20 protein-coding genes are annotated in these 22,401 nt (G+C 63.9%); 8 read left to right on the top strand and 12 right to left on the bottom strand.

Translation table 11 applies throughout. The annotated features are described in order from the left end of the window. Nucleotides 1–39: 39 nt before the first annotated feature. Nucleotides 40–1,743 carry a flagellar hook-length control protein FliK gene (locus Pan44_RS20775; RefSeq protein ID WP_145033317.1) on the bottom strand — a complete coding sequence of 568 codons (1,704 nt, stop codon included), beginning with the start codon at nucleotides 1,741–1,743 and terminating at the stop codon, nucleotides 40–42. Nucleotides 1,744–2,096: 353 nt separating this feature from the next. Here Pan44_RS20775 and Pan44_RS20770 point away from each other — a divergent pair, with 353 nt between their 5' ends. The 3 genes from Pan44_RS20770 (at nucleotide 2,097) to Pan44_RS20760 (ending at nucleotide 4,545) form a co-directional block, all read left to right on the top strand. Next, entirely contained in the window at nucleotides 2,097–3,290 is a 1,194-nt protein-coding gene (locus Pan44_RS20770; RefSeq protein ID WP_145033314.1) for a hypothetical protein, read from the top strand. Next, nucleotides 3,287–3,805 (top strand): tRNA (cytidine(34)-2'-O)-methyltransferase, encoded by a 519-nt coding sequence (locus Pan44_RS20765; RefSeq protein WP_145033311.1) that lies wholly within the window; start codon nucleotides 3,287–3,289, stop codon nucleotides 3,803–3,805. Before Pan44_RS20770 ends, Pan44_RS20765 begins: the two co-directional genes overlap by 4 nt. Before the next feature lie 191 nt (nucleotides 3,806–3,996). After that, entirely contained in the window at nucleotides 3,997–4,545 is a 549-nt protein-coding gene (locus tag Pan44_RS20760; RefSeq protein WP_145033308.1) for a carboxypeptidase-like regulatory domain-containing protein, read from the top strand. Between the two features lie 133 nt (nucleotides 4,546–4,678). Here the strand turns inward: Pan44_RS20760 and Pan44_RS28375 are convergent, their stop codons facing one another. Together Pan44_RS28375 and Pan44_RS20750 are read right to left on the bottom strand one after the other, a co-directional pair. After that, a complete protein-coding gene (locus tag Pan44_RS28375; protein ID WP_145033304.1) occupies nucleotides 4,679–4,876 on the bottom strand; it encodes a FeoB-associated Cys-rich membrane protein in 198 nt (65 codons plus the stop codon). 76 nt (nucleotides 4,877–4,952) lie between these two features. Beyond that, nucleotides 4,953–6,392: a hypothetical protein gene (locus Pan44_RS20750; RefSeq protein ID WP_145033301.1), complete on the bottom strand. Its 1,440-nt coding sequence runs from the start codon at nucleotides 6,390–6,392 to the stop codon at nucleotides 4,953–4,955. A gap of 201 nt (nucleotides 6,393–6,593) precedes the next feature. On the opposite strand from Pan44_RS20750, the gene Pan44_RS20745 reads away from it, so the two are divergent. Together Pan44_RS20745 and Pan44_RS20740 are read left to right on the top strand one after the other, a co-directional pair. After that, on the top strand, nucleotides 6,594–8,675 hold the full coding sequence (locus Pan44_RS20745; protein ID WP_145033297.1) for a hypothetical protein: 2,082 nt from the start codon (nucleotides 6,594–6,596) through the stop codon (nucleotides 8,673–8,675). Between the two features lie 116 nt (nucleotides 8,676–8,791). Further along, complete coding sequence (locus Pan44_RS20740; RefSeq protein ID WP_145033294.1) at nucleotides 8,792–9,583, top strand: carboxypeptidase-like regulatory domain-containing protein; 792 nt, start codon at nucleotides 8,792–8,794, stop codon at nucleotides 9,581–9,583. Between the two features lie 12 nt (nucleotides 9,584–9,595). On the opposite strand, the gene argC is transcribed toward Pan44_RS20740, so the two are convergent. Beyond that, complete coding sequence (gene argC, locus Pan44_RS20735) at nucleotides 9,596–10,606, bottom strand: N-acetyl-gamma-glutamyl-phosphate reductase (protein ID WP_145033291.1); 1,011 nt, start codon at nucleotides 10,604–10,606, stop codon at nucleotides 9,596–9,598. Continuing rightward, a complete protein-coding gene (locus Pan44_RS20730) occupies nucleotides 10,606–12,081 on the bottom strand; it encodes an MFS transporter (protein ID WP_145033288.1) in 1,476 nt (491 codons plus the stop codon). The genes argC and Pan44_RS20730 overlap by 1 nt, the downstream gene beginning before the upstream one ends. Nucleotides 12,082–12,239: 158 nt before the next feature. Here Pan44_RS20730 and bshB1 point away from each other — a divergent pair, with 158 nt between their 5' ends. Further along, a complete protein-coding gene (gene bshB1 / locus Pan44_RS20725) occupies nucleotides 12,240–12,950 on the top strand; it encodes a bacillithiol biosynthesis deacetylase BshB1 (protein ID WP_145033285.1) in 711 nt (236 codons plus the stop codon). A 64-nt stretch (nucleotides 12,951–13,014) separates the two neighbouring features. After that, nucleotides 13,015–13,329, top strand: coding sequence for a (2Fe-2S)-binding protein (locus tag Pan44_RS20720; RefSeq protein ID WP_145033282.1), 315 nt, complete (start codon nucleotides 13,015–13,017; stop codon nucleotides 13,327–13,329). 4 nt (nucleotides 13,330–13,333) lie between these two features. Here Pan44_RS20720 and Pan44_RS20715 read toward each other — a convergent pair whose 3' ends face one another. From Pan44_RS20715 to Pan44_RS20685, 7 genes are all read right to left on the bottom strand, one after another. Continuing rightward, a complete protein-coding gene (locus tag Pan44_RS20715) occupies nucleotides 13,334–13,912 on the bottom strand; it encodes a flagellar motor protein MotB (RefSeq protein WP_145033277.1) in 579 nt (192 codons plus the stop codon). Nucleotides 13,913–13,972: 60 nt separating this feature from the next. Beyond that, nucleotides 13,973–14,824, bottom strand: a complete 852-nt coding sequence (gene motA, locus Pan44_RS20710) for a flagellar motor stator protein MotA (RefSeq protein ID WP_145033273.1) — start codon at nucleotides 14,822–14,824, stop codon at nucleotides 13,973–13,975. A gap of 221 nt (nucleotides 14,825–15,045) precedes the next feature. Beyond that, on the bottom strand, nucleotides 15,046–15,663 hold the full coding sequence (locus Pan44_RS20705) for a transposase (protein ID WP_145035126.1): 618 nt from the start codon (nucleotides 15,661–15,663) through the stop codon (nucleotides 15,046–15,048). Nucleotides 15,664–15,737: 74 nt separating this feature from the next. Then, entirely contained in the window at nucleotides 15,738–18,383 is a 2,646-nt protein-coding gene (cphA, locus tag Pan44_RS20700) for a cyanophycin synthetase (protein ID WP_145033269.1), read from the bottom strand. Nucleotides 18,384–18,895: 512 nt separating this feature from the next. Further along, nucleotides 18,896–20,296, bottom strand: coding sequence for an HD domain-containing protein (locus Pan44_RS20695; protein WP_145033266.1), 1,401 nt, complete (start codon nucleotides 20,294–20,296; stop codon nucleotides 18,896–18,898). Nucleotides 20,297–20,426: 130 nt separating this feature from the next. Next, the gene (locus tag Pan44_RS20690; RefSeq protein WP_145033262.1) at nucleotides 20,427–20,750 is read right to left on the bottom strand and encodes a transcriptional regulator; all 324 of its coding nucleotides are present in this window, start codon (nucleotides 20,748–20,750) and stop codon (nucleotides 20,427–20,429) included. A 2-nt stretch (nucleotides 20,751–20,752) separates the two neighbouring features. Next, nucleotides 20,753–21,079 (bottom strand): type II toxin-antitoxin system RelE/ParE family toxin, encoded by a 327-nt coding sequence (locus tag Pan44_RS20685; protein WP_197453524.1) that lies wholly within the window; start codon nucleotides 21,077–21,079, stop codon nucleotides 20,753–20,755. A 231-nt stretch (nucleotides 21,080–21,310) separates the two neighbouring features. On the opposite strand from Pan44_RS20685, the gene rlmN reads away from it, so the two are divergent. Continuing rightward, complete coding sequence (gene rlmN / locus Pan44_RS20680) at nucleotides 21,311–22,396, top strand: 23S rRNA (adenine(2503)-C(2))-methyltransferase RlmN (RefSeq protein ID WP_145033257.1); 1,086 nt, start codon at nucleotides 21,311–21,313, stop codon at nucleotides 22,394–22,396. Nucleotides 22,397–22,401: the final 5 nt, after the last annotated feature.

Raw genomic sequence — 22,401 nt, 5'->3', positions numbered from 1 at the left:
CTGGCCCTCAGTTGGAAGTGTGTTTCTGGTGAAGCGGCGTCAGACGACGACGTTGATGGCGGAATTCGCGGTGACAGACTTCGGAGTGGTGCGGACGACACCTGCGCCGGTGGCAAACGATTGCAGCGTGGGGGCGGAGACCCATTCTTCACCACCGGCGAACGCTCCCCCTGAGTTCGACCCGCTGAACTGGCCCAGGTCGAAACCGGAGAGCTGAAGGCTTTGCTGCAGTTCCGCCCCGCTGGTTTCGAGCATCGAGCGGACCGATTCGTTCTCTGCTGAGATCCGGACATCGACCCCCTTGGACGTGCGCGACATCTGCACCAGCAGGCGTCCGAGTTCCGGGGGATCGAGCAGCATTTCGAACGACCTCGCTCCGTTCTGCGGCAGGTCCGCTTCGTACGCAGCCAGCGCCTGCATCACCTGCTGGGTGACATTGACCGGTGCAGCCGAAGCGGCCGCGTCGCCCGAGCTGATGGTGGCGATCGATGCGGGCCGACCCACGGCTCCTTCCACCATCGGTCCAGCCGTGGCGGGGACGGCTTCCCCATCCATCGCCGCCATCGCGGCGAACTCGTCGTCTCGCGAATCCTGATGGACCTTGTGACCTCGCGCCGCATCGTTCTGAAGCGCCACCCCTGAGGTCTGTTCCACGGGAGCGAGGACGTCCGGCAGTACTGGTTCCGAGGCGCCCCCCACTTCAGGGCTCGCCGTCACAGGTCGATTCGGCGCGGCGGTCGTCGCACGTTCTGACTTTGGCGCGGCCGTCGCCCGGTCGCTGCCTGATGCACTCTCAACCTGCTGCGTTTCTTCAAGCGGATTGGCAGATTCGAGGTCCGATGCCTGGACGACGGGCGGCTCTCCCGCGACCGGGTGGACTTCACTCTCCGCCACAGGCGCTTCAGGCATCACCGGTTCGGCCGGCGTCACATCGACATCGGCCACCGGCGACTCAGGGATCGCCTCTTTCAGAATGGGATGCGAATGCTGTCCCTCGGGCTTCTCCAACGTGGGCCCTTCGGAGGGAGCCGGCTCGTCCAGGCCTTCCGTTTCGACGGCCAGCTCCGTTGAAACCGGTCGATCGTCGGTTGTGGTCTGTGCAGCCGCCGACTCTCGGACTGCGACAACGGGAACTTCGGGACGGGCGGGCTCGTCCGCGACCGCCTCCGGCGCCTCGAGCGTGAGCCGCTCGTCCTCCGTCGTCAGTACGTCCACGACGACGGGCGATTCTTCAGCGACAGGGGCTGTCTCAAGTGTTTCGACACCAAGCCCGGCCAGTTCCGCGGCTGCGGTAGCGTCGCTCGGGACGCCGGCCAGGTCGGAGGTGGTCTCGCTCGTCGACATCGCCGTCGTGTCCGCTGTCGGGGCGACTTCAGTCGTCGTGACGGTCATCACGGCCGAGTTCGAATCTGCGGCGGTCGTCGTCGTGAAGCTGGACGTGAACAGCGGAGAGCCGGCGCCGTCGCGCGGCACATCAGTCGACAAGGCCGTCGCAGAGTCGACCACTGTGGACCCGGTGGTCTCTCCCGGGGATTCAGCGAGCGGCGTCGAGACCGACATCATCGCCGCGAGCATTTCGGCGAACGCATCCATCTTGTCCGAGTCGCCCGCGGAATCGGGCTGGCTCGACTCCAACTCGTCCAGTTCCCCGGGCGCAACCTGTTCGCTCTTCGCAGGGCGTGGCTGCGAAGTCGGTTCCGGAGGTGGAGCGGCGGAAAGGAACGAGAGAAGCGACGTGTTCATGCGGCTGGAATCTCGGCGCAAAGCGAGCGTGTCGACGCCCGGTCAGGTAACGGTCGCATTGCACGGGCCGTGCCCGGTCCTGCTTTCGCGCCCATTCCGGCGGCGGCCCTCTCACGCGATCCTCAAGAGTCGCTGGAACTTGCGCCCATCAGAATCCCCGAGCGCCACCGACTGGATCCCGATCGAGTCGCAAAACCTGCCGGAACGAAACGATCGGATCGGGGAGGAATGACCGGGAAGAAACGTTCCGCTCCGTCCCATCGCGACATCCCCGGAACCTGCCCCAAGTTGGTTGCCACTTGCCGCCGATCACCGGACGATAGAGGCCCACTCCCACCCCCTGCGGAAATCCTGTGAGCACTGCATCACTCCCTCCCACTGACACCGACTTCGAAGCTCTCAAGGCGCCGGCCAGCCGCGAAGAGGCCTTGGCGACGCTGGATCGCCTGGCCGACGTCCTGATCGAGAAGCAGGATTTCCACCGGCTTTTCGATGCAAGGCTCGTCCGGAAGAAGTTCGAATTAGGTCTGCCGCTCAACCGGCCTTCGTCGCTGAGCGATGTGCCCGAGCCTCTTCGTAAAGAGGTGGAAGCGGCCTACATCGAGGCCGCCCGTGACGCGGGCCGCCGCTTCCTGGACGCCGGAGAAATCGGACAGGCCTGGACCTATTACCAGGTCCTTCGCGAGCCCGAGCCGGTCGCCAGGGCGCTCGATGCATTGTCGCCGGCCGCCGAATCGAGCGACCGGCTTGAGGAACTGATCCACGTCGCATTGATCCAGGGAGTCAACCCGGCGAAGGGATTGCAACTGATGCTGAAGGCCCATGGCACCTGCAGCACGATCACGACGCTGGACCAGACGCTGCAGCAACTTCCCCCCGACCAGCGGCAGGCATGCGCGCGGGTCATGGTCCGCAGCCTGTATGACGACGTCACCGAATCGGTCCGCCGCGACGTGGAACGCCGCATTCCGGGTCTTCCCCCGGGAGAACCGCTCCGCTCCCTGATCACCGGCCGCGACTGGCTCCTGGAAAGTGGCAACTACCATGTCGACGTCTCCCATCTGCACGCGGTGATCCGCTTCGCACGCAGCATGGAACCGCCGGCGCCCGAGCTGGATCTCGCCCTGCAGCTGTGCGAATACGGGCAACGTCTCGCTGAGCCCCTGCAGTATGCCGGGGAGCCCCCCTTCGCCGACTATTACCCCGCGCACGCTGCATTTTTCCGGGCCCTCCTCGACAAGGACCGGGAAAAGTCGCTCCAGTACTTCCGCGACCAGCTGGCGAACGAGCCTGATGAAGGCGACAAGCCGCTGCTCGCGTATGTCCTCGTCGACCTCCTCTCGCGTGTCGGCCGTCTCGATGAGGCCGTGGACGTCGCCTCACGGTGGCTGACGAATCTCAGCGAGGATGTCCGCATCTCGTTCGGCGAACTCTGCATACAGGCAGGTCGGCCCGATGCGCTCCGCGATGCGGCCCGTCGAAATGGCGACCTGGTGACTTACGCGACGGCCCTCGTCAGCAGCCTGCCGGCGGATCCGAAGTCGTGAGCGCAAGTGAATCGTCCGGAAGCGGCCCTGCAAACGCACCCCAGCACCGGGAACCGCTGCTGCACGTCGTCCTGTATCAGCCCGACATTCCGCAGAATACGGGCAACATCGGCCGAAGCTGCGTGGCGGTGGGGGCGAAGCTATGGCTGGTCCGGCCACTCGGTTTTCAACTCGACGACCGTTACCTCAAGCGGGCGGGCATGGACTACTGGCAGCACCTCGAATGGGAGGCCGTCGACTCCTGGTCGGAAATCGAAAGCCGCCTCGCGGGCCGGACATTCTGGCTGCTGACGAAATTCGCCGAGCGCCACGTCTGGGACGCGTCCTTCAGCCCGGGCGACGTGCTCGTTTTCGGAAGCGAAACCCGCGGGCTGCCGGAGAGCCTCCGAAGGGAGCACCAGTCGCGGTGCCTGAAGCTGCCGATGCACGAGGCCGTCAGAAGCCTCAACCTTGCCAGCACTGCCAACACCGTCGTCTATGAAGCCGTCCGCCAATTCGGCGGCCTCAACACATGACGCAGAACCCGCCGGTTCCGTGAGTCAGGGACGTCTCCTACGACCGCTGGCAGACTTTAACGGTTGTGACGCCTGGCCCTCTTAATCTCGATTCCCGAAGAGAAGTTCGGCAGCAGTAGTGCATTGTGAAGCGCTGCGACGACGAAATCTGAGACACGGACGTTGGCTCCGCAACCACTCGGGAGAGAGAGATGCGTTTGAAACTGGATTGGGCCCGCGGGGCTGCGATCGTCGCCGGCCTCAATCTTGCTGCTCCTCAGGCGATGATGTTCGCCGCCGAAGCCCCGGTCACGAAGCCGGCCGCCAAGGTGAAGGATGTGAAGCTGACCTCCGCCGGCGAACTGACCGGCCGCGTCGTCACGGCGGAAGGCAAGGCGGTTGACGGCGTGACCGTCACCATCTCGCAGAACGGCAAGCCGGTTACGCATGTCGTCTCGACCGGGTCGGGCGAATTCAAGGCGCCCGGCATGAAGTCCGGCCTTTACCAGGTCTCGGCCGTCCGTCAGGTCCAGTACGTCCGCGCCTGGCCGCAGGACGTCGCTCCTCCGTCCGCCATGCCGCAGACGACCTTCGTTCAGGGCAACGTCGTTCGCGGCCAGGACGAGTTCGACTATCTGGAGACCGATGAGATCATCATCGGCACTGTCGCCTTCGCCGCGCTGGGGATCGGCATCGGCGCCCTCGTGGTCGCCAACGACAACGACGACAACGGCGGCGGCCCCCCGCCGGCCAGCCCCTAATCGCGGAACCCACGCGCTGGACCTCCGGCTCGATGGCAGGCACTGAAATCAACAACGCTCGCGAATCCCAAGGTTCGCGAGCGTTGTTCGTTTGCGTGCGTCGCTTTTCAGCTGGGTTCTCTGGGAACGCCGCTCAGCGGTTCTCGTCGGAACCGGGATGCAGTTGCACCAGCTCCGGTTCACGCGCAGACCGCGGCGTTCCGCATTTCCCGCAGCCTGAACCGCATGATGCGTCTCCGGAAGCCCACCTCACCGCGCGGCGAATCCACCACGCGGCGGCAAGCACCACGCAAAGGAGGGTGACGGCGGTTTGCCAGTCGAGGCCGGACATGTTGCTGCGGAAATTCGAATCAGGACCGTGTCACATCGGATTCACCCCATCATAGGGCCGGGGATCACGTCCGGCCTCACTTCGCTGCCGACTCGTCGCTCGATTCCGCGAGATCGTCGTCATCCAGGCTCTCGTCGTTGTCATTGAATTCGTCGGGGCGAACGACGATGGTCGCAGTCCGCTGACTCTCGACGGTGAAGCCCATATCGGCCAATTGACTCCGCACCAGTTGCGCCACGTGTCGGCAGTCATTCGCTCCCTGCAGCATCGTGATCGGGATCCAGCGTTCTCCCGCCCACACCAGCGCCGTCGGCGTGTCCTGATTGGCTCTCGATCTCGCCCCGCGATTCTTTGCCGCCAGCGGCGAGTTCTCGACAGTGACGTGGGTGATCGTTTCTGTCGCAAGCGACTTCGTATACGCGAGCGGTCCCACTCCCCAGGAAGCCCGCAAGGCGTCCCTGTCGAGGCGTACACTCAACCGCCCCGCAAGAATGAACAACGCCACCCCCACGATGGCCACCCCCACGCCGACAAACGGGAGGATAAACACGAGCATGAACAGCATGCTGGCGTTGAATCGCGCGCCAAACAGAGTTGCCCACAGAATGGTGCCGACAATCGAGTTCCAGAAGAGCGCGAACAGGACAAACGCGAGGGCCGCGCCTCGCCGCATACTCCGGCTCTCGAAAACGCGCATCCCAAACTCCAGGAGGTCCGGAGTCTGCTCGGTGACGGTCACCCGATCAGCGGGAAACTCGCCAACGGCCGGCTGCACGTCACTCGGACCTGACAGGACCAGCTTCATCTCGGCCTTGTTGACCGTTCCGCAGAACGGACACGTGGCCTGCTGAACCTCTTCGGTGGCCCCCGACAGCGAGCCTCCACACGAGGAACAGTTCTCGGGAAGCACCCGGGTGAGCGTCGGCCCAAAGGACGGATCATCCGGATCGAGAGCCGGCGACACCCCCAGAAACGCGTTGATCCGATCGACGATCCACGCCTTCTCCTTGTGCTCCAGCGGCGTCGCGAACTTCAGCGGACGCGGGTCGCCCTTGAGGCAGACGGCATCGATCGGCACATCGTTCTGTCGGTACGACTCCACGAGTGTCGCCGGCTCGCCGATGGCCAGGGTCGTCTCGCGAGTGTTCGTTCGGCCGAAGAATGTCTGCTGCAGCACGGCCCGCGTCGGCTCGATGAGGATCAGCGTCCGCGTGTGCCGCATGCGCAGCGAGAAATAAAGCATGGCCAGGCCAACCAGCCAGAACGGAACAAGGAACAGAAGCTCGAACGCTCCCGGCCCTCTCTGACGCACGTCAATCAACACAACCGAGGTGATGATCGAGATGATCGTCAGCCAGATCAGTCCAAAGCAGCCAAGCTCCCAGCCCCGTTTCGGGCCCGACGGAATGAAGAGCACGAGTCGCTCGTCGCTCTGTTCGAGGATTTCAATCGTGCTTCCTGCAGGTACGGGGGCGCCGCCCGACGACGATTCAGGACTGTGCAGTTCGTCTTTCATCAAGCAAATCCATGGCCCGGGGAGATCCCGGGGAGTTGTAACACATGATGTTTTCAGACGGGCAGGCGATTTCTCAGCGAGGTCGTGGCCCTTCCGCTCCCCCTGCATTCGGGCGATGTCCAGGAAGCGGGCTACTCCCTCTACATGCTTCGCCCGTAAAATGTTCCGGCGATCATCGACCGATGGACGGAGCGAACGACCGTGACGACTGCTGAAGTGGAGAACAATGTTGAGACAGCCCCGCCTCCCCGGCGCAAGCGGCGCAGAGTCTGGCCGCTGATCCTGATCCTTCTGGTCGCCGCCGTGTATGCCGCGCCGTGGCTGCTCAGCATTAATGGCGTCGCCCAGCAGGTTACGGCCACGGCTCTCCCCTGGCTTCCACCGGGCTCGAATATCGGAAAGCCTTCGCTGGGTTGGATGTCCCCCGTTCATCTCGCCGGTCTTCGCTTTCTCGACGACCACGGGCGCGTCCTCCTGGAATGCGAGCACGTCACCTCGCAGAAGTCACTCTGGGAGATGGCGACTTCGCCCGGCTCTCCGGGCGGATGGGTTCTCGAGAACCCGCGCGCTTACCTGTACGTCGACCCCGCCGGCTGCAGCATCAACCCGGTGATCCGTGCCTTCCTCGCGCGGCAGAAAAACACCCGGCCGCTCAACTTCGACATTGCGATTGAACGTGGCCTGATCGAAGTCCGCGATACGGAGAGCAAGCCGCTGGCCACGATCTCCGAAGTCGCCGCCCGCTATCTCAACTCCGCACAGTCCCGTTCTCTGGAGGCCAGAGGGGAGCTGACCGATGGAGTCCAGAGGGAGACGATCGACCTCCGTGGACAATGGGCGGCATCCGATTCGAGATCGACTTTGCCTCCGGCCGACTTCCACGCCGCCGTCAGCTACCTGCCGCTCACTCTTTTCGAGCCCTGGCTGCAGGCCAATTCCACGATCGCCCATGTGGCCGGCGGGGGAGAACTCCTCGTCGAACTCGCCTCGACTCCGGCCGAGGGAGCGGGGGCCGTTTCCGCAAAGGCGACATTCAAGCCGCGCGACGCCGTCTATCGTCGCACATCCGATCAGGTCTCCTCTCCGGTCCCCACCGGTGGCATCGGAATCGGCGGTCAATGGGACGCACAAGCCGATCGTCTCACGTTCGACAACCTCTCGGCCACGGCCGGAGCGATCACCGTGTCGGGAAGCGGCCACATCGAGCAGCCCCGGGATGCGGGGATCGTCGAAATCCGGGCGACGGCCGATCAGGATCTCACGGGAATTCTCGACCTGCTGAATCCCCAGGTCCGCAGCCATATCGCGGTCAAAGGGCTGCGCGTTCGCAATGTCGCAGTGACCGGCGCGCTCTGGCCGGACAGGTTCCAGGCCAGAAGTTCCGGGGAGCCCCCTCCCCCGCCCGCCACACTGGCCGGGGACATCACCTGGTCAGAAGCGATGATTTATGGCATCCGCGCGACCCCCGGCGCGGTCACAGCCGCGTTTCAGCCGAGCGGCCTGGCGCTCTGGCCGCGCGATGTGCGGGTCGGCGATGGCCAGCTCATGACCCTTCCCGAGATTCACCTCGTGGAGAATCGGCAACTCGTCGCGCCGGCGGGGCCGATGCTGGTGGATGTGAACCTCACTCCAGAAATGTGTCGGGAGTGGTTGAGGTTCGTCTCCCCCATACTCGCGGACGCGACGGCGGTCGACGGCAAGATCACGCTGATCATCGAGTCGGGCCAGATGCCGTTCGCGAAGCCCGACGCCGCGGAGATCGCCGGGATTGTCCGGGTCCACTCGGCCAACGTCACCCCCGGTCCGATGGCCCGACAGGCCGTCGACTCGGCCGCGACCCTCGCGAGGCTCATCACCCGTAAGGACCCCGCCTGGGCCGACGACGATCTGCGGATTGCCCTGCCTCCGCAGGACATCGCTTTCCGCATGCAGGGAGGCCGCGTCTATCACAATCGCCTGACGTTCCAGGCGGGCGACGTCGTGGTGACGACGCGGGGATCGGTCGGCATCGATCACACCCTCGACATGCAGGTGGAATTCCCGCTGCCGGACGCCTGGCTCCAGGGCGGTCCCGTCCAGAAATCGCTGCGGAACGAGCTCGTCCAGATTCCCATTCGCGGAACGCTCGAACGGCCCCAGGTGGACGGGCGAGCCGTGGCCGATTGGGGAACACGCATCGGCGCCGGCGCTGCCGGCGGGCTCCTGCAGAATCTGCTGGAGAAAGGCCTTGATCGAGCGGCAGAAAAGGCCCAGAGACGCCGTGAGATTCGTGACGCTCCTTGACCCTTGGGCCCGATCGTGCCGATAAGGTGGTTGAGGCAAGGCCGGTCGACTTTGACGGCGCGCCTCGAACGCCGGCGGAGCCTGCCGGCCGTTTCCAGAATCGAAGGCACGCCGGGATGGCGAAGCGTTCCCGCATCAAGCGCACTGCGACCGCAGCGGCATTGGCCGCCAGCTGGTTTTGTACGAGCGTCGATGCCGCACCGATCCGCGGAGTGCTTCCGGGCCGCTCGCGGGCTTCGGCTGCGCCGGAGAAAAAGTCGACGCAAATGCTCGACATCGCGCTGGATGACGACCGCAACTTGCGTGGACGTTTCATCGACAGCGAAGGCGCCCCGATCGACGGCGCCATTGTCACGCTCAGACAATCGGACCGCGTGATCGCACGTTCGACGACGCTTCACGACGGCACCTTCCAGATCGACCGTGTTCCCGCCGGAACCTATCGCCTGTCCTGCGGAGCCGCCTCAGGACAGATCCGCTGCTGGCCGTCAGAAGCCGCTCCCCCCAACGCCGTCGTCGATGGCGTCACCTTCCAGGACAGCGTCGTTCGCGGCCAGGCCGTCGCCCTGGCGCCCGCCCTCTTCGGATCATCGGCCATCACGGCCGCCGCATCGGGGGTGGCGATCGGCGGAGTTGCGACGTATGCGGCAACGGAGACTGGTTCAGCTGATCGCGCCAGTGGCGGAATCGCCTCGGAAAACCCTCCGCCGCCGTCTCCCGCCTCGGATCTTGAAGGCCAGCTCGTCGGACGCGACCCCGACGGAAACCTCATCCGCATTGAAGGCCCCGCTCCCTGGGAACAGAACGGTCCTGACGGCTCGACCGCCCCCTCCACTGTGACAGGCGTCGTTCTCCCCTCAAAGTGGACGAAGAACGACGAGATTCTCCCCCGGCCGGCCAGCCCCTGAGCCCGAGTCGTCTCAGCAGATCAGCGCCGTCTCTTCCGGATAGCCACACACGAGGTTGAAGTTCTGTACGGCGACCCCGGACGCTCCCTTGATGAGGTTGTCCAGCACCGCCATGACGACAACCTTGCCACGCACGACGCGGGCCGTGATGTCGCAATAATTCGTTCCTGACACCGCCTTCGTCGTGGGGATCTGGTCGGTCACGCGAACGAACGGCTTCCCGGCATAGAACGAACGGATCTGCTCGAGGAGCGACTTCTGGTCCACGACCTTCGTCGGGGTGGCGTAGATTGTCGCGAAGATGCCCCGGTCCATCGGGACCAGGTGCGGCGTGAAAATCACTTCCACCTTTTGCCCGGAGGCCGTTGTTAGCACCTGCTCGATCTCCGGCGTATGCCGGTGGTTTCCGACGGAATAGGCCGTGAAGTTCTCGTTGGCCTCGGCGAACAGCGTGTTGAGCTTCGGCGTTCGTCCCGCGCCTGAAACGCCGCTTTTCGCATCGATGATAATCCCGATCGGCTCGATCAGCCGGCCCGCCAGCAGCGGTGCCAGCGCCAGAATCGAAGTGCTCGTGTAGCACCCGGGATTCGCGATCAGCTGCTGACCCGGAATCCGGTCCGCAAACAGTTCGGGCAGGCCGTACACCGTCGACTGCAACCGGCCTGTATCGGTGTGGGCATGCCCGTACCACTGTTCGTACACGGCCGCGTCATTCAGCCGGTAGTCGGCGCTCAGGTCGATCACCTTGAGACCGACATCCAGCAGCTGCGGCACGACTTCCATGCTCGCCACGTGCGGCAGACAGCCGAACACCACGTCCGCCCGATCCCGAAGCTGCGCGGGAGAAAGATTTTCCAGCTTCAGGTCCAGCCGCCCGAGCAGCGACGGATGCACAACGCCGATGTGACCCGTTTCAGAACGGCTCGTGACCGCCGTGATCTGCACGTCCGGATGGCGCAACAGGATGCGGATCAGCTCGAGCGCCGTGTAACCCGTCCCTCCCAGAATCGCAACGCGTGTCATCAGGCCTTGTTCCCTTCTGCCGAGTGGACACCACGTCCCGAGTCATGTTCGGGCAGCAGCTGCGTCAGCAGGAATCCTACGAGGGCATACGCTCCACCCACACACGCCGCCATCAATGCGAGCTTGCCGGGGTTCGGTTTGTCCGAAGCCGCAAGGGTCAGGGTGATGAACGCCGCCGCCGTGCCGATCAGCCGCCCGCCGATGTTCGCGGCGAAGCTCTCGCCGGTTCCCCTCAGGTGGAGCGGGAATGCGTGCGGAATGTAGTTGCCCCAGAAACTCATCTGGCCAATCACAACGAACCCGCACAGGAACATCGCGATCTTGATTCCCAGCAGCGAGCCCTCGGTTCCGAGATTGGTGGACAGCCACCAGTAAAACGCGGGAATCAGGATCAGCGACGGGATCTGGAACAGACGAAACAGCGTCCGACGGCTCACCACCTTGATCACCAGGAACGCCAGGGCGAATCGGCCGAACAGACCGCCGATTTCCTGCCACGACTGCACGTTCGCCGTCGTCGCGGTGATCGCGTTGGCCCGCCTCACTTTCAGCTGCTGTTCCGTCAGCGGATTCTCGGTTCCTGCCGCCGCCTCTTTCGCCGCTGCCACCGTCGCGTCCGCGCCCTTCGTCACGTCGACGTGTCCCGAAAGAATCTGCGGCGTCTGCTGGATCGCCCCGAACGCCAGGCCGAACGTCGTCGAGAAGAGGATCGTCGTGACGATCGTCGTCTTCATCAGTTCCGGGCTGAACAGCTCGGCGATGCTCGGCCGCTTGAGAGTGCCTTCGGCCTTTTTGCGTTCCCAGTCAGGTGATTCCGGGAGGAACGGACGAATCAGGATCAGTGGAATCGCCGGGATCAGGCCGCTGATCAGCGTGTAGCGCCACGCCTCATGCTTGGCATAGATCGCCGGAAGCAGCCCGGCATACTTGCTGAGGAGTGCGGCAACCACGGCCACCAGGATGCCGCCGAATGACGAAAACGCCTGCGTGTATCCGAGCACTTTCTCGCGCCGCTCGGGGTCGTGGAACAGTTCCGCCAGCCACGCGACTGCGGCGACGAACTCGACGCACACCCCGATAAACACCAGACAGCGAAAGAACAGAAGCATCGGCAGCGACGTCGCAAAACCGGCCGCTGTCGCTGAAAACGCGTAGAGCAGGATGCTTCCCGTCAGGACCCGCCGACGGCCCAGGAGGTCTGTCAGATAGCCGCCAAGCAGTCCAAAGATCCCACCCGCGATGGCTGGAACGAAGAACAGCATCCGGGCCCAGTGGACGTAATTCACGCCGCCAGGGGCCCAGGCCGGGTCGCCCGCCTCGCCGGGGCGCAACGCCGAAATTGCGTCCTTCACGATCAGCGGCAGCATGAGCAATTCGTAGATGTCGAACGCAAAACCGATCGCGGCCATCGTGCAGATCAGCCATTGCGTCGTCGTCAGGCCACGCTCGGAAGACTTCGACAGTTCATCGCTCATGAATGGATGCTTCGTCAGGGAGGGCGGACGGGCGGGACGCCGCCACGGGACGCGGCAGGCGGGCTCGCTAGAATACCGGCATCGTAGACATCAGCCAAACGGGCGGCCGGTTCCCGACTCCATCGCTCCGGTCGCCCACCTGCAGTGTTTGACAGCTCATGCCCGAAGTCGCCCCGTCCCAGCTCGACATCCTCGTCGTCGCCGCCCACCCCGATGACGCCGAAATCAGCGTGGGCGGCACGATCGCCACGTCGCTGCGGGCTGGACTCAGTGTGGGGATTCTCGATCTCACCACCGGCGAGCCGACGCCGTTCGGGACGCTCGAAAAACGACTGGCGGAAACCGAGGCCGCCAGCCGCGCCCTGGGCGTCACGTGGCGGCAGAACCTGAATCTGCCGAACCGAAAGCTGCAGAACGATCTCGAGTCCCGCGCGAAGATCGCGGAAGTGTTCCGCCTCACGCGGCCGAAGGTCATCCTTGGGCACTATCCTGAAGACGTCCACCCGGACCACGTCGCCGCCAGCCAGCTCGTCGACGCCGCCCGCTTCTGGTCGAAGCTCTCGCGGACCGATCTCGCCGGCGAACCGTGGTGGCCGCCGCGCCTCTATCACTACTGGAGCATCCACCTGCGGATTCATCCCAAGCCGTCCTTCGTGCTCGACATTTCGAGCGCGATCGACGCCAAGATGGAAGCGATCGCCTGTTACAGATCGCAGTTCACCGAAGGCCGCGAACCCGTCTTCCCTTCCCCGCTGGACGACATCCGTGACCGTGCCCGCTACTGGGGCTGGTCGATTCACAAGGCCTTCGGCGAGCCCTTCGCCAGCCGGGAAGACATTGGCATCTCCGCGTTCGACTCGCTGCTGTAACGACCGTCCCGGCCTGGTCCCCCCCGCCCGGGACGCGTCGAAGTCGTTCCGGTAGAATGCGGGAATGGAACTCGATGATCCCGTCTGCTACTGCTTCCACGTGTCGAAGCGGAAGGTGCTGAATTTCCTCCGCGTCCATCAGCCGCGACGAGCCAGCGGCCTGAGCGAGTGCGGGGGCGCCGGCACCGGCTGTGGATGGTGCATCGCCACCCTGAAGCGCTACTTCGAGACGGCCCAGCGCGGCAGTGAACTGGAGGAAGGGATGACGCGCGCCCAGTATGAGGCCGAACGCGCCGCATACATTCGAGCCGGTAAAGGCCGCCCGGCCCCGGGCGCCATCCCGCTTCCTGCCGAGCAGTCGCCGCCGGCATCCGGCTGAAGGTCTACTTGCGGCTCAGGCAGTGGTCCGCAACCGAGCGCCAATCGACGTACTCCATCGACGTCTTGACCAGTTCCCGGTACAGGGGATCGATCTCGACCGGAAGTTGGTCCAGCATTTCACGTTCGATCTGCTTTGCCAACTGGATCCGCGTCGCTTCCTCCACGGTGATCACCTTGTCTTTCACCATTTGCGACTGGCTCGCCGCCTCCCGTTGTCGCTGCGCCTGCTGCGCCCAGTAGGCCGCCTGGTCCGGATTCGAATGGATCCAGTCGGTGACTGCCGTCGTTTCCACTTCCCCCTGACCGCGGTCCACATGCGCCCCGCGGCCGGAACCGGAGATCTGGTATTTCTTGCCCGGCACCTGCCCGTGCACTTCCGAATCGAACATCGCGCCCGAGACGGACGGATTCTTGGTCGAGCCGATCTGGTAGAAGCCAACCGGATCCGTGAAATAGCGGGCGACGGCTTCCTTCACCTTCTTATCCTGCGTGACGAGCCACATCACGAGGAAGAAGGCCATCATGGCCGTCACGAAGTCGGCATAGGCGACCTTCCATGCGCCGCCTCCCTTGCCCGCCATAACTCAGTCCTTCGATGTCTTCAGGGTGGGTGATCGACGGCTTGGCCGCCGGCTGGCGAACTACGCTTCGCTGAAGATCTCTTCCATCTCTTCTCGCGTCGGCCGGCAGTCGGTCGCCACCGTCCGGCGCAGCTGCCCGATGATTCCTTTCGGCGATCCGCCCGCGTGGAACGCGAGGATCGCATTGGTAATCGTCCGCAGGAACGCTGATTCATCGTGGCCGGCGAACTCCATCCGCCCCGCCAGCGGCGCCAGGAACCCATAGGACGCGAGAATCCCGAGGAACGTTCCGACGAGGGCCGCACCGACCTTGTGGCCGATCTCTTCGACCGGACCGCTCACCGCTTCCATCGTGACCACGATGCCGAGCACGGCCGCCACGATTCCGAACCCCGGCAGTGCGTCGGCCGTCTTGGAGAGGGCCGCGATCGCCGCGTGGTGTTCATCCTCCATCACCTTGATTTCCTGATCCATCTGGGCGATCAGCTGTTCAGGAGTGGCGCTTCCGTCGGTCACCGCCAGCAGCGACCCCGTGAGGAAGTCGCTCACATGGTGGTTGTTGACGATCCGGGGATACTTGGAAAACACGGCGCTTGCATGGGGATCGTTGAGGTGTGCGTCCCATGCCAGAAGGCCATCGCGCCGGCCGATCTTGAACATCTCGTACATCAGCTTGAACAGCTCGATGTACGTCTGCTTGCCGTAGGCGTTCCCCTTCAGCAGCCCGAGGGTCCCCTTGATGAGGTCCATCACAACCTTGGGAGGCGTATTGATGATCAGCGCGCCCAGCGCCGCCCCGCCGATCGTCACCACTTCCGAGGGGTGGAATAACGCCATGACGTGCCCGCCGGCCATCATGAAGCCACCGAGAACGCACCCGATCACGACGATACAACCAAGGATGACGCCCATCCCGCTCCCCTCTGGCCAACGCGCACGAAAAGGCGATGCCCGCGCGTGAGGACAGGGAGAACATCGAACTTCGGCCCCGCCCGACTGCGGCCGCTTTCGCCGCTTCGCCCCGAGACGGAAAGACCCTCTGTCAAACTCTGCCGGCCTTAGCGATTGGGAGAGAGAGGCCGCCAGCAGCACCCCGGCCGCTCCAAAGCAGCCGGGGTGCTCGAGCTGCACTCTCAATCGTCATCAATTGCCAGTCGAGTACACACACCGGGAAGAACAGGCGTCCCCCCGTTCACAAACCGACAGTATGCGTCGCCCGACTCGAACGATCGAAGAACCGCTTCCCGCGACGGTAGATCGCCGGCGCGCCAGTTCGAGTAGTCGCGGTAGCTCGAGAATTCCCAGTCTTCCGCACGGCTCACCAGCCCCGCCACAACGGGATTCAGGTGGATGTAGCGGGAAAGGTGAAGGAAATACTCGTCTCGTTCGACGTGACGCGATTCAAATCGCCCCTGAAACAACGGCCCGACGCGACCCCGAGCTCGGTTGATCGCGTTGGTGTAGGCCTGCGACAGCGACTGCATTCGATCCGATAGATCGTCGCCATTCAGATGAACCAGCAGGTGATAGTGGTTGGGCATCAGGCAATAGGCAACAACCTCGACAGGTCGAGTCACGGAGCCGCAGACACTCGGGTCGGCCACCTGTTGTTCATCGAACAGGAACCGCCGCAGTCGTTTCAGGAAGAACAAGTAGTTATCGCGTCCGAAGAAGACCGGTTCGCGATTCACGCCACGGTTGTAGAGGTGGTAGTACTCGCCCGGCGCAATGATCGTCCTTCTTCTCGGTATGAGAAGCTCGCCCAAAGAAGTCAGCCCAACCGCAAAGCACCCCGGCTGCCTGTGAGCAGCCGGGGTGCGAAATCTCACGCCCGTGGAACCGGGGTCGACGGTTTGGGGACGCTGGCCGTCATGTTTGGAAAATTCTGACGCAGGAACTGCACCGTGTCGTCGACCACGTCCGCCTGGATCACCAGCAGTTCGTCTGACCGCACCATCTTGATCGCCAGTTCGGTGGCCGGAATCGCCCCCTGCACCGGGATGATCTCCACCGTCCGCGGGGCGTTCTTCAGCCCTTCCATGAGGAAGCGGATGATGTCGCCCGGCTCGCGACCGCGGCAGTAGTCCCCTTCGTACAGGATCACGCGGTCAAAGTGCTGGCCGAGCAGTTCGCCCTGCCGGACAAGATCGCAATCGCGGCGGTCTCCGGCGGTCGAATAGACCACCAGCCGCTTCTGCTGCGGGAAGTGAGCCAGGGACTTGGCCAGCGCCTCGACGGCCGATGCATTGTGGCCGTAGTCGATGACGCACGTCGTGCCATTGATGTCCAGGATGTTGAACCGACCAGGATTCAGGTCGAGGTCCGCCTGGAACGACTCCGCCCGCAGGCGGATCAACTCCGCAGGGATGCCCACCGACCACGCCGCCGCGATGGCGGCCAGCGTGTTCTCGACATGGAATTCGATCCGGCCGGCGTTCGTCAGCGGAACGCGGTCGATGCTCACGATCGGAATCTCGTGGGCTCCGGTCGCCAGGATGACATGCCGGTCGCGGACAAAGACGGCGCGGCCTCCCTTGGCCCGGTGCTCCGCGATGATCGGGTTGTCCCCGTTCATATCGAAGTACAGCACGTTGCCAGGGCACTTCGACGCCATGCCAACCACGTAAGGATCAGCCGCGTTGAGGACGGCGAATCCGTCTTTCGCCACGACGTCGACGATGCACCGCTTGACCTTCGCCAGCTGATCCAGGGTGTGGATGTCCGACAGGCCGAGGTGATCCCCTTCGCCAATGTTGGTCACGACAGCGACCTGGCACTGGTCGAAGCCCAGGCCTTCCCGCAGGATGCCGCCCCGCGCCGTTTCCAGCACGGCGTAGTCGACCTTCGGATTCGAAAGGATCGCCCGCGCGCTCTTCGGTCCGCTGCAGTCGCCCGTGTCGATCCGTCGGTCTCCGACGAAAATGCCGTCGGTCGAGGTCAGGCCGACCGTCTTTCCCGTCCCGCGGAAAATGTGAGCGATAAACCGCGTCGTGGTCGTCTTGCCGTTCACACCCGTGATGGCCACGACCGGAATCCGGCCGTTCTCCTCACCCGGGAACATCATGTCGATGATCGCATCCCCGACCGGCCGGGCCTGGCCCGACGACGGGGAAAGGTGCATCCGCAGCCCAGGGGCCGCATTGATCTCGACGATCACGCCGTTCTGTTCTTCCAGCGAACGCGAGATGTCGGGACAGACGATATCGACGCCGGCGATCTCGAGTCCGACGACCTGCGCCGCCTCAACGGCGCGGGCCGCCGTTTCCGGGTGCACGAGTTCGGTGACGTCGACCGCCGTGCCGCCGGTGCTCAGGTTGGCATTCCGGCGGATCAGCACCCGCCGGCCAGTGGCCGGAATCGACGCCGGAGAGAGTCCCTGCTCGCGCAGAACTCCGAGACTGACGGCGTCCAGGCAGATCTTGCTCAGGATGTCGGCGTGATGATCGGCCCGGCGCGGATCGCGGTTCACGATCTCGACCAGCTGCTCAATCGAATGCACTCCGTCGCCGACGACCTGGGCCGGCTCGCGGCGGGCCGCCGCCACCATCCGGTCGCCGACCACCAGCACCCGATAATCCTGCCCGGGGCTGTACCGCTCAACGATGATCCGCCGGCTGATCGCGGCCGCCGCTTCAAAGGCGGCGCGAACCTGTTCTTCCGTCTTCAGGTTCAGGGCCACACCCTTCCCCTGGTTTCCGTCCTGGGGCTTCACCACGACCGGGGCGTCGATGTCCTGGGCGACTTCCCAGGCCTCGTCGGCCGAAGTGACGGGCGCGCCGGGCGGAACCGGAATTCCCGCTTCGCGCAGCAACTGGTTGGTCAGGTTCTTGTCCTGGGCGACTTCCTGAGCAATCGCGCTGGTCCGATCGGTCTCGGCCGCCATGATCCGGCGCTGTTTGCTCCCGAATCCGAACTGCACGAAGCTGTCGGTATTGAGCCGGCGAATCGGAATGCCGCGTTTGGCCGCCGCGTCGACGATCGATTTCGTGCTCGGCCCCAGAGCCACGCGATCCCGAATCCGGCGCAACCGCTCGACAGCCGCTTCGACGTCGAAGTCCTGCCGATGGACGGCCGCCATGATGAGGTCGTGGGCTTCGTACACCGCCGCCCGGCCAACCTCTTCATCGTTGTATTCGATCACCACCTTATAGACGCCCGGTTCCGACGTCTCGCGTGCCCTTCCGAAACCGACGACAGAGCCGGCCAGGGACTGCAGTTCAAGAGTCACATGCTCGAGCACATGGCCGAGCCACGTCCCGGTTTCCAGGCGTTCAAAGAATCCGCCGCGGTAGCCGAGCCCGCAGCGGTGCTCGATCATCGATGGCAGCCACGCCTTGATCCGGTCCGCGAAACCGTCGAGGTCGCAGGACGGAAGAAGTTCAAAGTATTCCAGGTCGACCAGACACTCGAGCACTGGATAGTTGGCCCAGAGATTGGGCCCTCGCAGGGCGAGTACCTTGCGAATCGTCATTGAAGTCTTTCGGGGAGGAATTCGGTCCGAGCGCCGGACCGGGCGGGAGCGTTGTTCAGCGGGCAACGCGATGCCACATCAATGAAGAAGATCCATGCTGGCGGGGCCGACATCGTAATGGCGGTTGACAGTCCGTTGAGCAACACCTGCGCCAACCCTCGATGGCAGGACCGCTCGGCGCGAGCGTGACTGCCCCCGGCTCGCCGGGAACAGCGTGAAAGGATATCGGACGCCGGTCAAGCGAAACAGAGGGGGACGGTTCAGGGAGCCCAAACTTTCTCTCCCAGCGGTCCAATGTGCACAACCCACCGTCCGCGCGTTGCAATCCGTGCAAAGGGGCGACTCAAAATGCGCTGACTTTGCGCGCAATTCGCCCGTCCAAATGGCAAATCCCCCACCCGCCGGCCTCCAGACACGTTTCCGGCCCCCGGCCCCCCATCCCCGACGCCCCCGGCAGGAGCTGCCGGAATCCCGTCAGAATGACGTCAAAGCGCCGCTAACTTGCGACACTCTCACATGTTCGTGCGCGCATCGGTAGCCGCCCCCAGCACCGACGCCAATGCACCATGCAGCAGGGCATCGTGCTGGTGGTCCTGCGAGTAAATCCGGAACACGAGAAAGCTCAACGGCAAGGCTTTGAAAAGCTCGTCGTCACTCAACTCCTGGGGAACGCCCGCGGCCGGATCAAACAAATAGTTCTGGCCACCCGCCGGCAAACGCCCGCTCGGCCGGTGGTAATGACGCGCCACGTCGATCCGCAACGGCATATTGCAGACCGCTTTTGGCAGACGTTCCCGCACCCGCTGTAACACCAGGTCCGGAGCCGAGAAAATCGACATCCGCTCCGCCCCGGCCGTGTGGAAGTTCACCGTCCGCTCGACGGCCATCTTCCAGCTCACTTCCCGCGACAGGATCGCCCGCCATTTCTGCCCCAGTTCCCGGAGCGTCGGGTCGGACGAATCGCCCCACCGCTGCACGTCCACCAGGAACGACGATTCCGTGAACAGCCGGTAGCGGTTCAGGTTGTCGATCGGATTCCCCTCGAACAGGTGGGGCATCGTCTGCGGGAACAGTTCCTCCAGCGAGAGGTCCAGCGCCCGGACCGTCCGGTGGAAGTACACGGTCCGGAACAGATTCGCCCGCGTCTCGACAAAGTGAATCAGCGTCGGCAGCCCGCGAACATGAATGGTCAGCCCGCTCTCGGTGAAGAAGCTGTAGTGCAGCAGCCGGTTAATGTCGAACGCCTTCGTATTGATGCCGGTCATGTAGGCATCCCGAAGAACGAAATCCATGTTGTCGACGGTGTAGATCCCGCTGAACAGCGACCGCAGCTTCCTCAGCCACGTCGGATGGCCTTCATCCTGCTGCCCCCGGGGCCGCCGGATCAGGAAGGCAATCTGCTGCGGGTCGATCTCCTCCAGCGGCTGCAGTTTCCCGTTCGGATTCCGCCGGACGCGACGAAGCAGGTCTCCCAGTTCGTTCTGGATGATCGCCGCGCCGACGTCTTCGTGCGTCACCCCGAACTGGTCGAGGTAGTGATCGTCGAAGAAGTGCCCGAACGGGCCATGCCCCACGTCGTGCAGGAGCCCCGCCAGCCGCACCAGGCTTTCCACCAGCGCCCGCGACGGCAGGTTCGGACATGTCGCCGCCAGCGAGTCGTACCACGCCTCGATCGCCCGCGACCCCAGATGCATCACCCCCAGGATATGCTGGAACCGCATATGCTCGGCCGACGGAAACACCCACCACGCCGTCTGCAGCTGGTGGATATGCCGCATCCGCTGAACCCACGGATGATCGATGATTTCCTGCTCGGAAACCTCCCCGGCCGGCAACCCGCTCCGCGCCGTAAAAGGGATGTACCCATGGACCGGGTCGTGAGAAAGGCTTTCCGTGGTGAAATCGCGGGGCATGGAGTCGATCCGTCGGCAAAATGGTATTGCGCGGATGATATTGCGAGATCCCCTTCACGGGCAGCCCGTAACGAGCGTGGCCTGGCATCTCGGCCACTGGCCGAATCGACCTGCGATCCGCTTCCAATTCTCACGAGACGCGCTGCAAGAGCACTCGCACCTGGACTCCCTCCTCGCGCTGGAGATGGGCGATCACCGCGAACAGACTTTCTGCTTGCGGGTTCCCCGTCGCGCTGAGCATTCGCATCAGGCTCTTGGGTGATTTTTCGACGGCGTCCCCCAGTTCCTCAAATCCAACCGTGGAGTTGACGTAGTCGCGCAACAGAGTCTTTCCGACGTCTGTCTCACCGCGGAGAAAGGCCTCGGTCGCTTCCTGAAGCATGGCGACACGGAACTTCCGGTCCCGCTGCGCACGCGACTTCACGGTTTCCTTGAAGCTGCGAGTGAGTGCCACCTTCATCCACCTTTCTTGCGTCGCCGGTATTCCGTCCAAAGCTCTCTGGCGAATGCAATGTCACTCTGCTGGCGGCGCTTCGTTCCACCGACGAACAGGACGACCAGCTCTGCTCCATCGCGGCCGTAGTAGACGCGGTATCCGCCGGCGAAATGCAGCCGCCTCTCCCAGACTCCTTCACCCACCGGCTTCGAGTCCCCCAGGTTTCCCTGCTCCATCCGGATCAGCGCCACTCGCACCTTCGCGGCCACCTGTGCATCGAGCGAGTCGAACCAGGCGGCGAACGGGCAACTACCGTTCTCACGAACGTATTGGTTGACTTCGATCATCAAATGGTAACTTTTATGTTACTATCCAGCAAGCCAATTGAGGAGAACCGCCCACCTGCGGAGTCAGCCCGGCCGATGAAGCCGCACCGACTCTACCGTTCTCCGCCTCCTCACCCCAGCTCGAGAGCGACTGTGCGTCCGAGATCGCGTGGCCTTCCCGCTCGACTCCGCCCCCGAAATCGCGATACTTGATGGCTTGCTTCTGAGTCGTCTGTCCAAGGAAATCCCGTCGTGCTGCCCCCCCTGCGTCCGCTCGTCAACGACCACACCAGCGCCCAGCTCGCGCAGTGGTGCGTCGAACAGGGGCAGAAATCCTTCCGCGCCGACCAGATTCGCCGCTGGATCTTCGGCCGACGCGCCAACTCGTTTGACGAAATGCACGACGTCCCGGCCGCGCTCCGCGCGAAGCTGGCCGAACATTTCGACTTCTTCGCCGGCGAGATCGCACGCCATCAGGTCTCCAAAGACGGCACCGAAAAACTCCTCATCACGCTCCGAGACGGCGAGCAGATCGAAACCGTCCTGATGCGTGAGGAAACCCGCCGGACCATCTGCGTCAGCTCGCAGGTCGGATGTGCGATGGGCTGCATCTTCTGCGCGAGCGGCCTCAACGGCGTGAAACGCAACCTGACGATGGGCGAAATCCTCGACCAGGTCCTCCGCATCGACCGCCTCCTGCCGCTTGAAGAACGGATCACGAACCTCGTCGTGATGGGCATGGGCGAGCCGCTCGCCAATCTGAAAAACGTCCTCCCGGCCCTCGAAACACTGAACCAGAAAGGGGGCATGGGCATCGGTGCCCGCCGCATCACCGTTTCGACCGTCGGCCTGCCTGAAAAGATCCGCGAGTTCGCGAAAGTCGGCTTCGCCTACAACCTGGCCGTCTCCCTGCATGCGCCGAACGACGAACTCCGCACACAGATCGTCCCCGTCAACAAGAACATCGGAATCGCAGAAATCCTGAAAGCGGCCGATGAACATTTCGAAGCAACCGGCCGACGCGTCACGTACGAATACTGTCTGATGGCGGGCATCAATGACGATCCGGCCCAGGCCCGCGAACTCGTGAAGCTCATGCAGGGACGCGTCGCGCACGTCAACGTCATCCCGATGAATCCCGTGGCGAGCATCGACTGCCAGACTCCCAGTCAGCCGCGCACACAAGCCTTTGTCGAAGCGCTTGAACGCGGCGGGATTGTGGTGACTGTCCGCAAACGAAAAGGCGCCGACATCGACGCCGCCTGCGGCCAACTCCGCATCAGCGCCAAAAAGGATGAGGCCGCTTCTGTGCTTCCCGTTCTTCAAACGGCCCCCTGAGCTGC

Source organism: Caulifigura coniformis, from assembly GCF_007745175.1.
GTDB classification, from domain to species: Bacteria; Planctomycetota; Planctomycetia; order Planctomycetales; family Planctomycetaceae; genus Caulifigura; species Caulifigura coniformis.
Note: the sequence above shows the minus strand (reverse complement) of the source record. Positions and strands in the feature narration are given on the sequence as shown.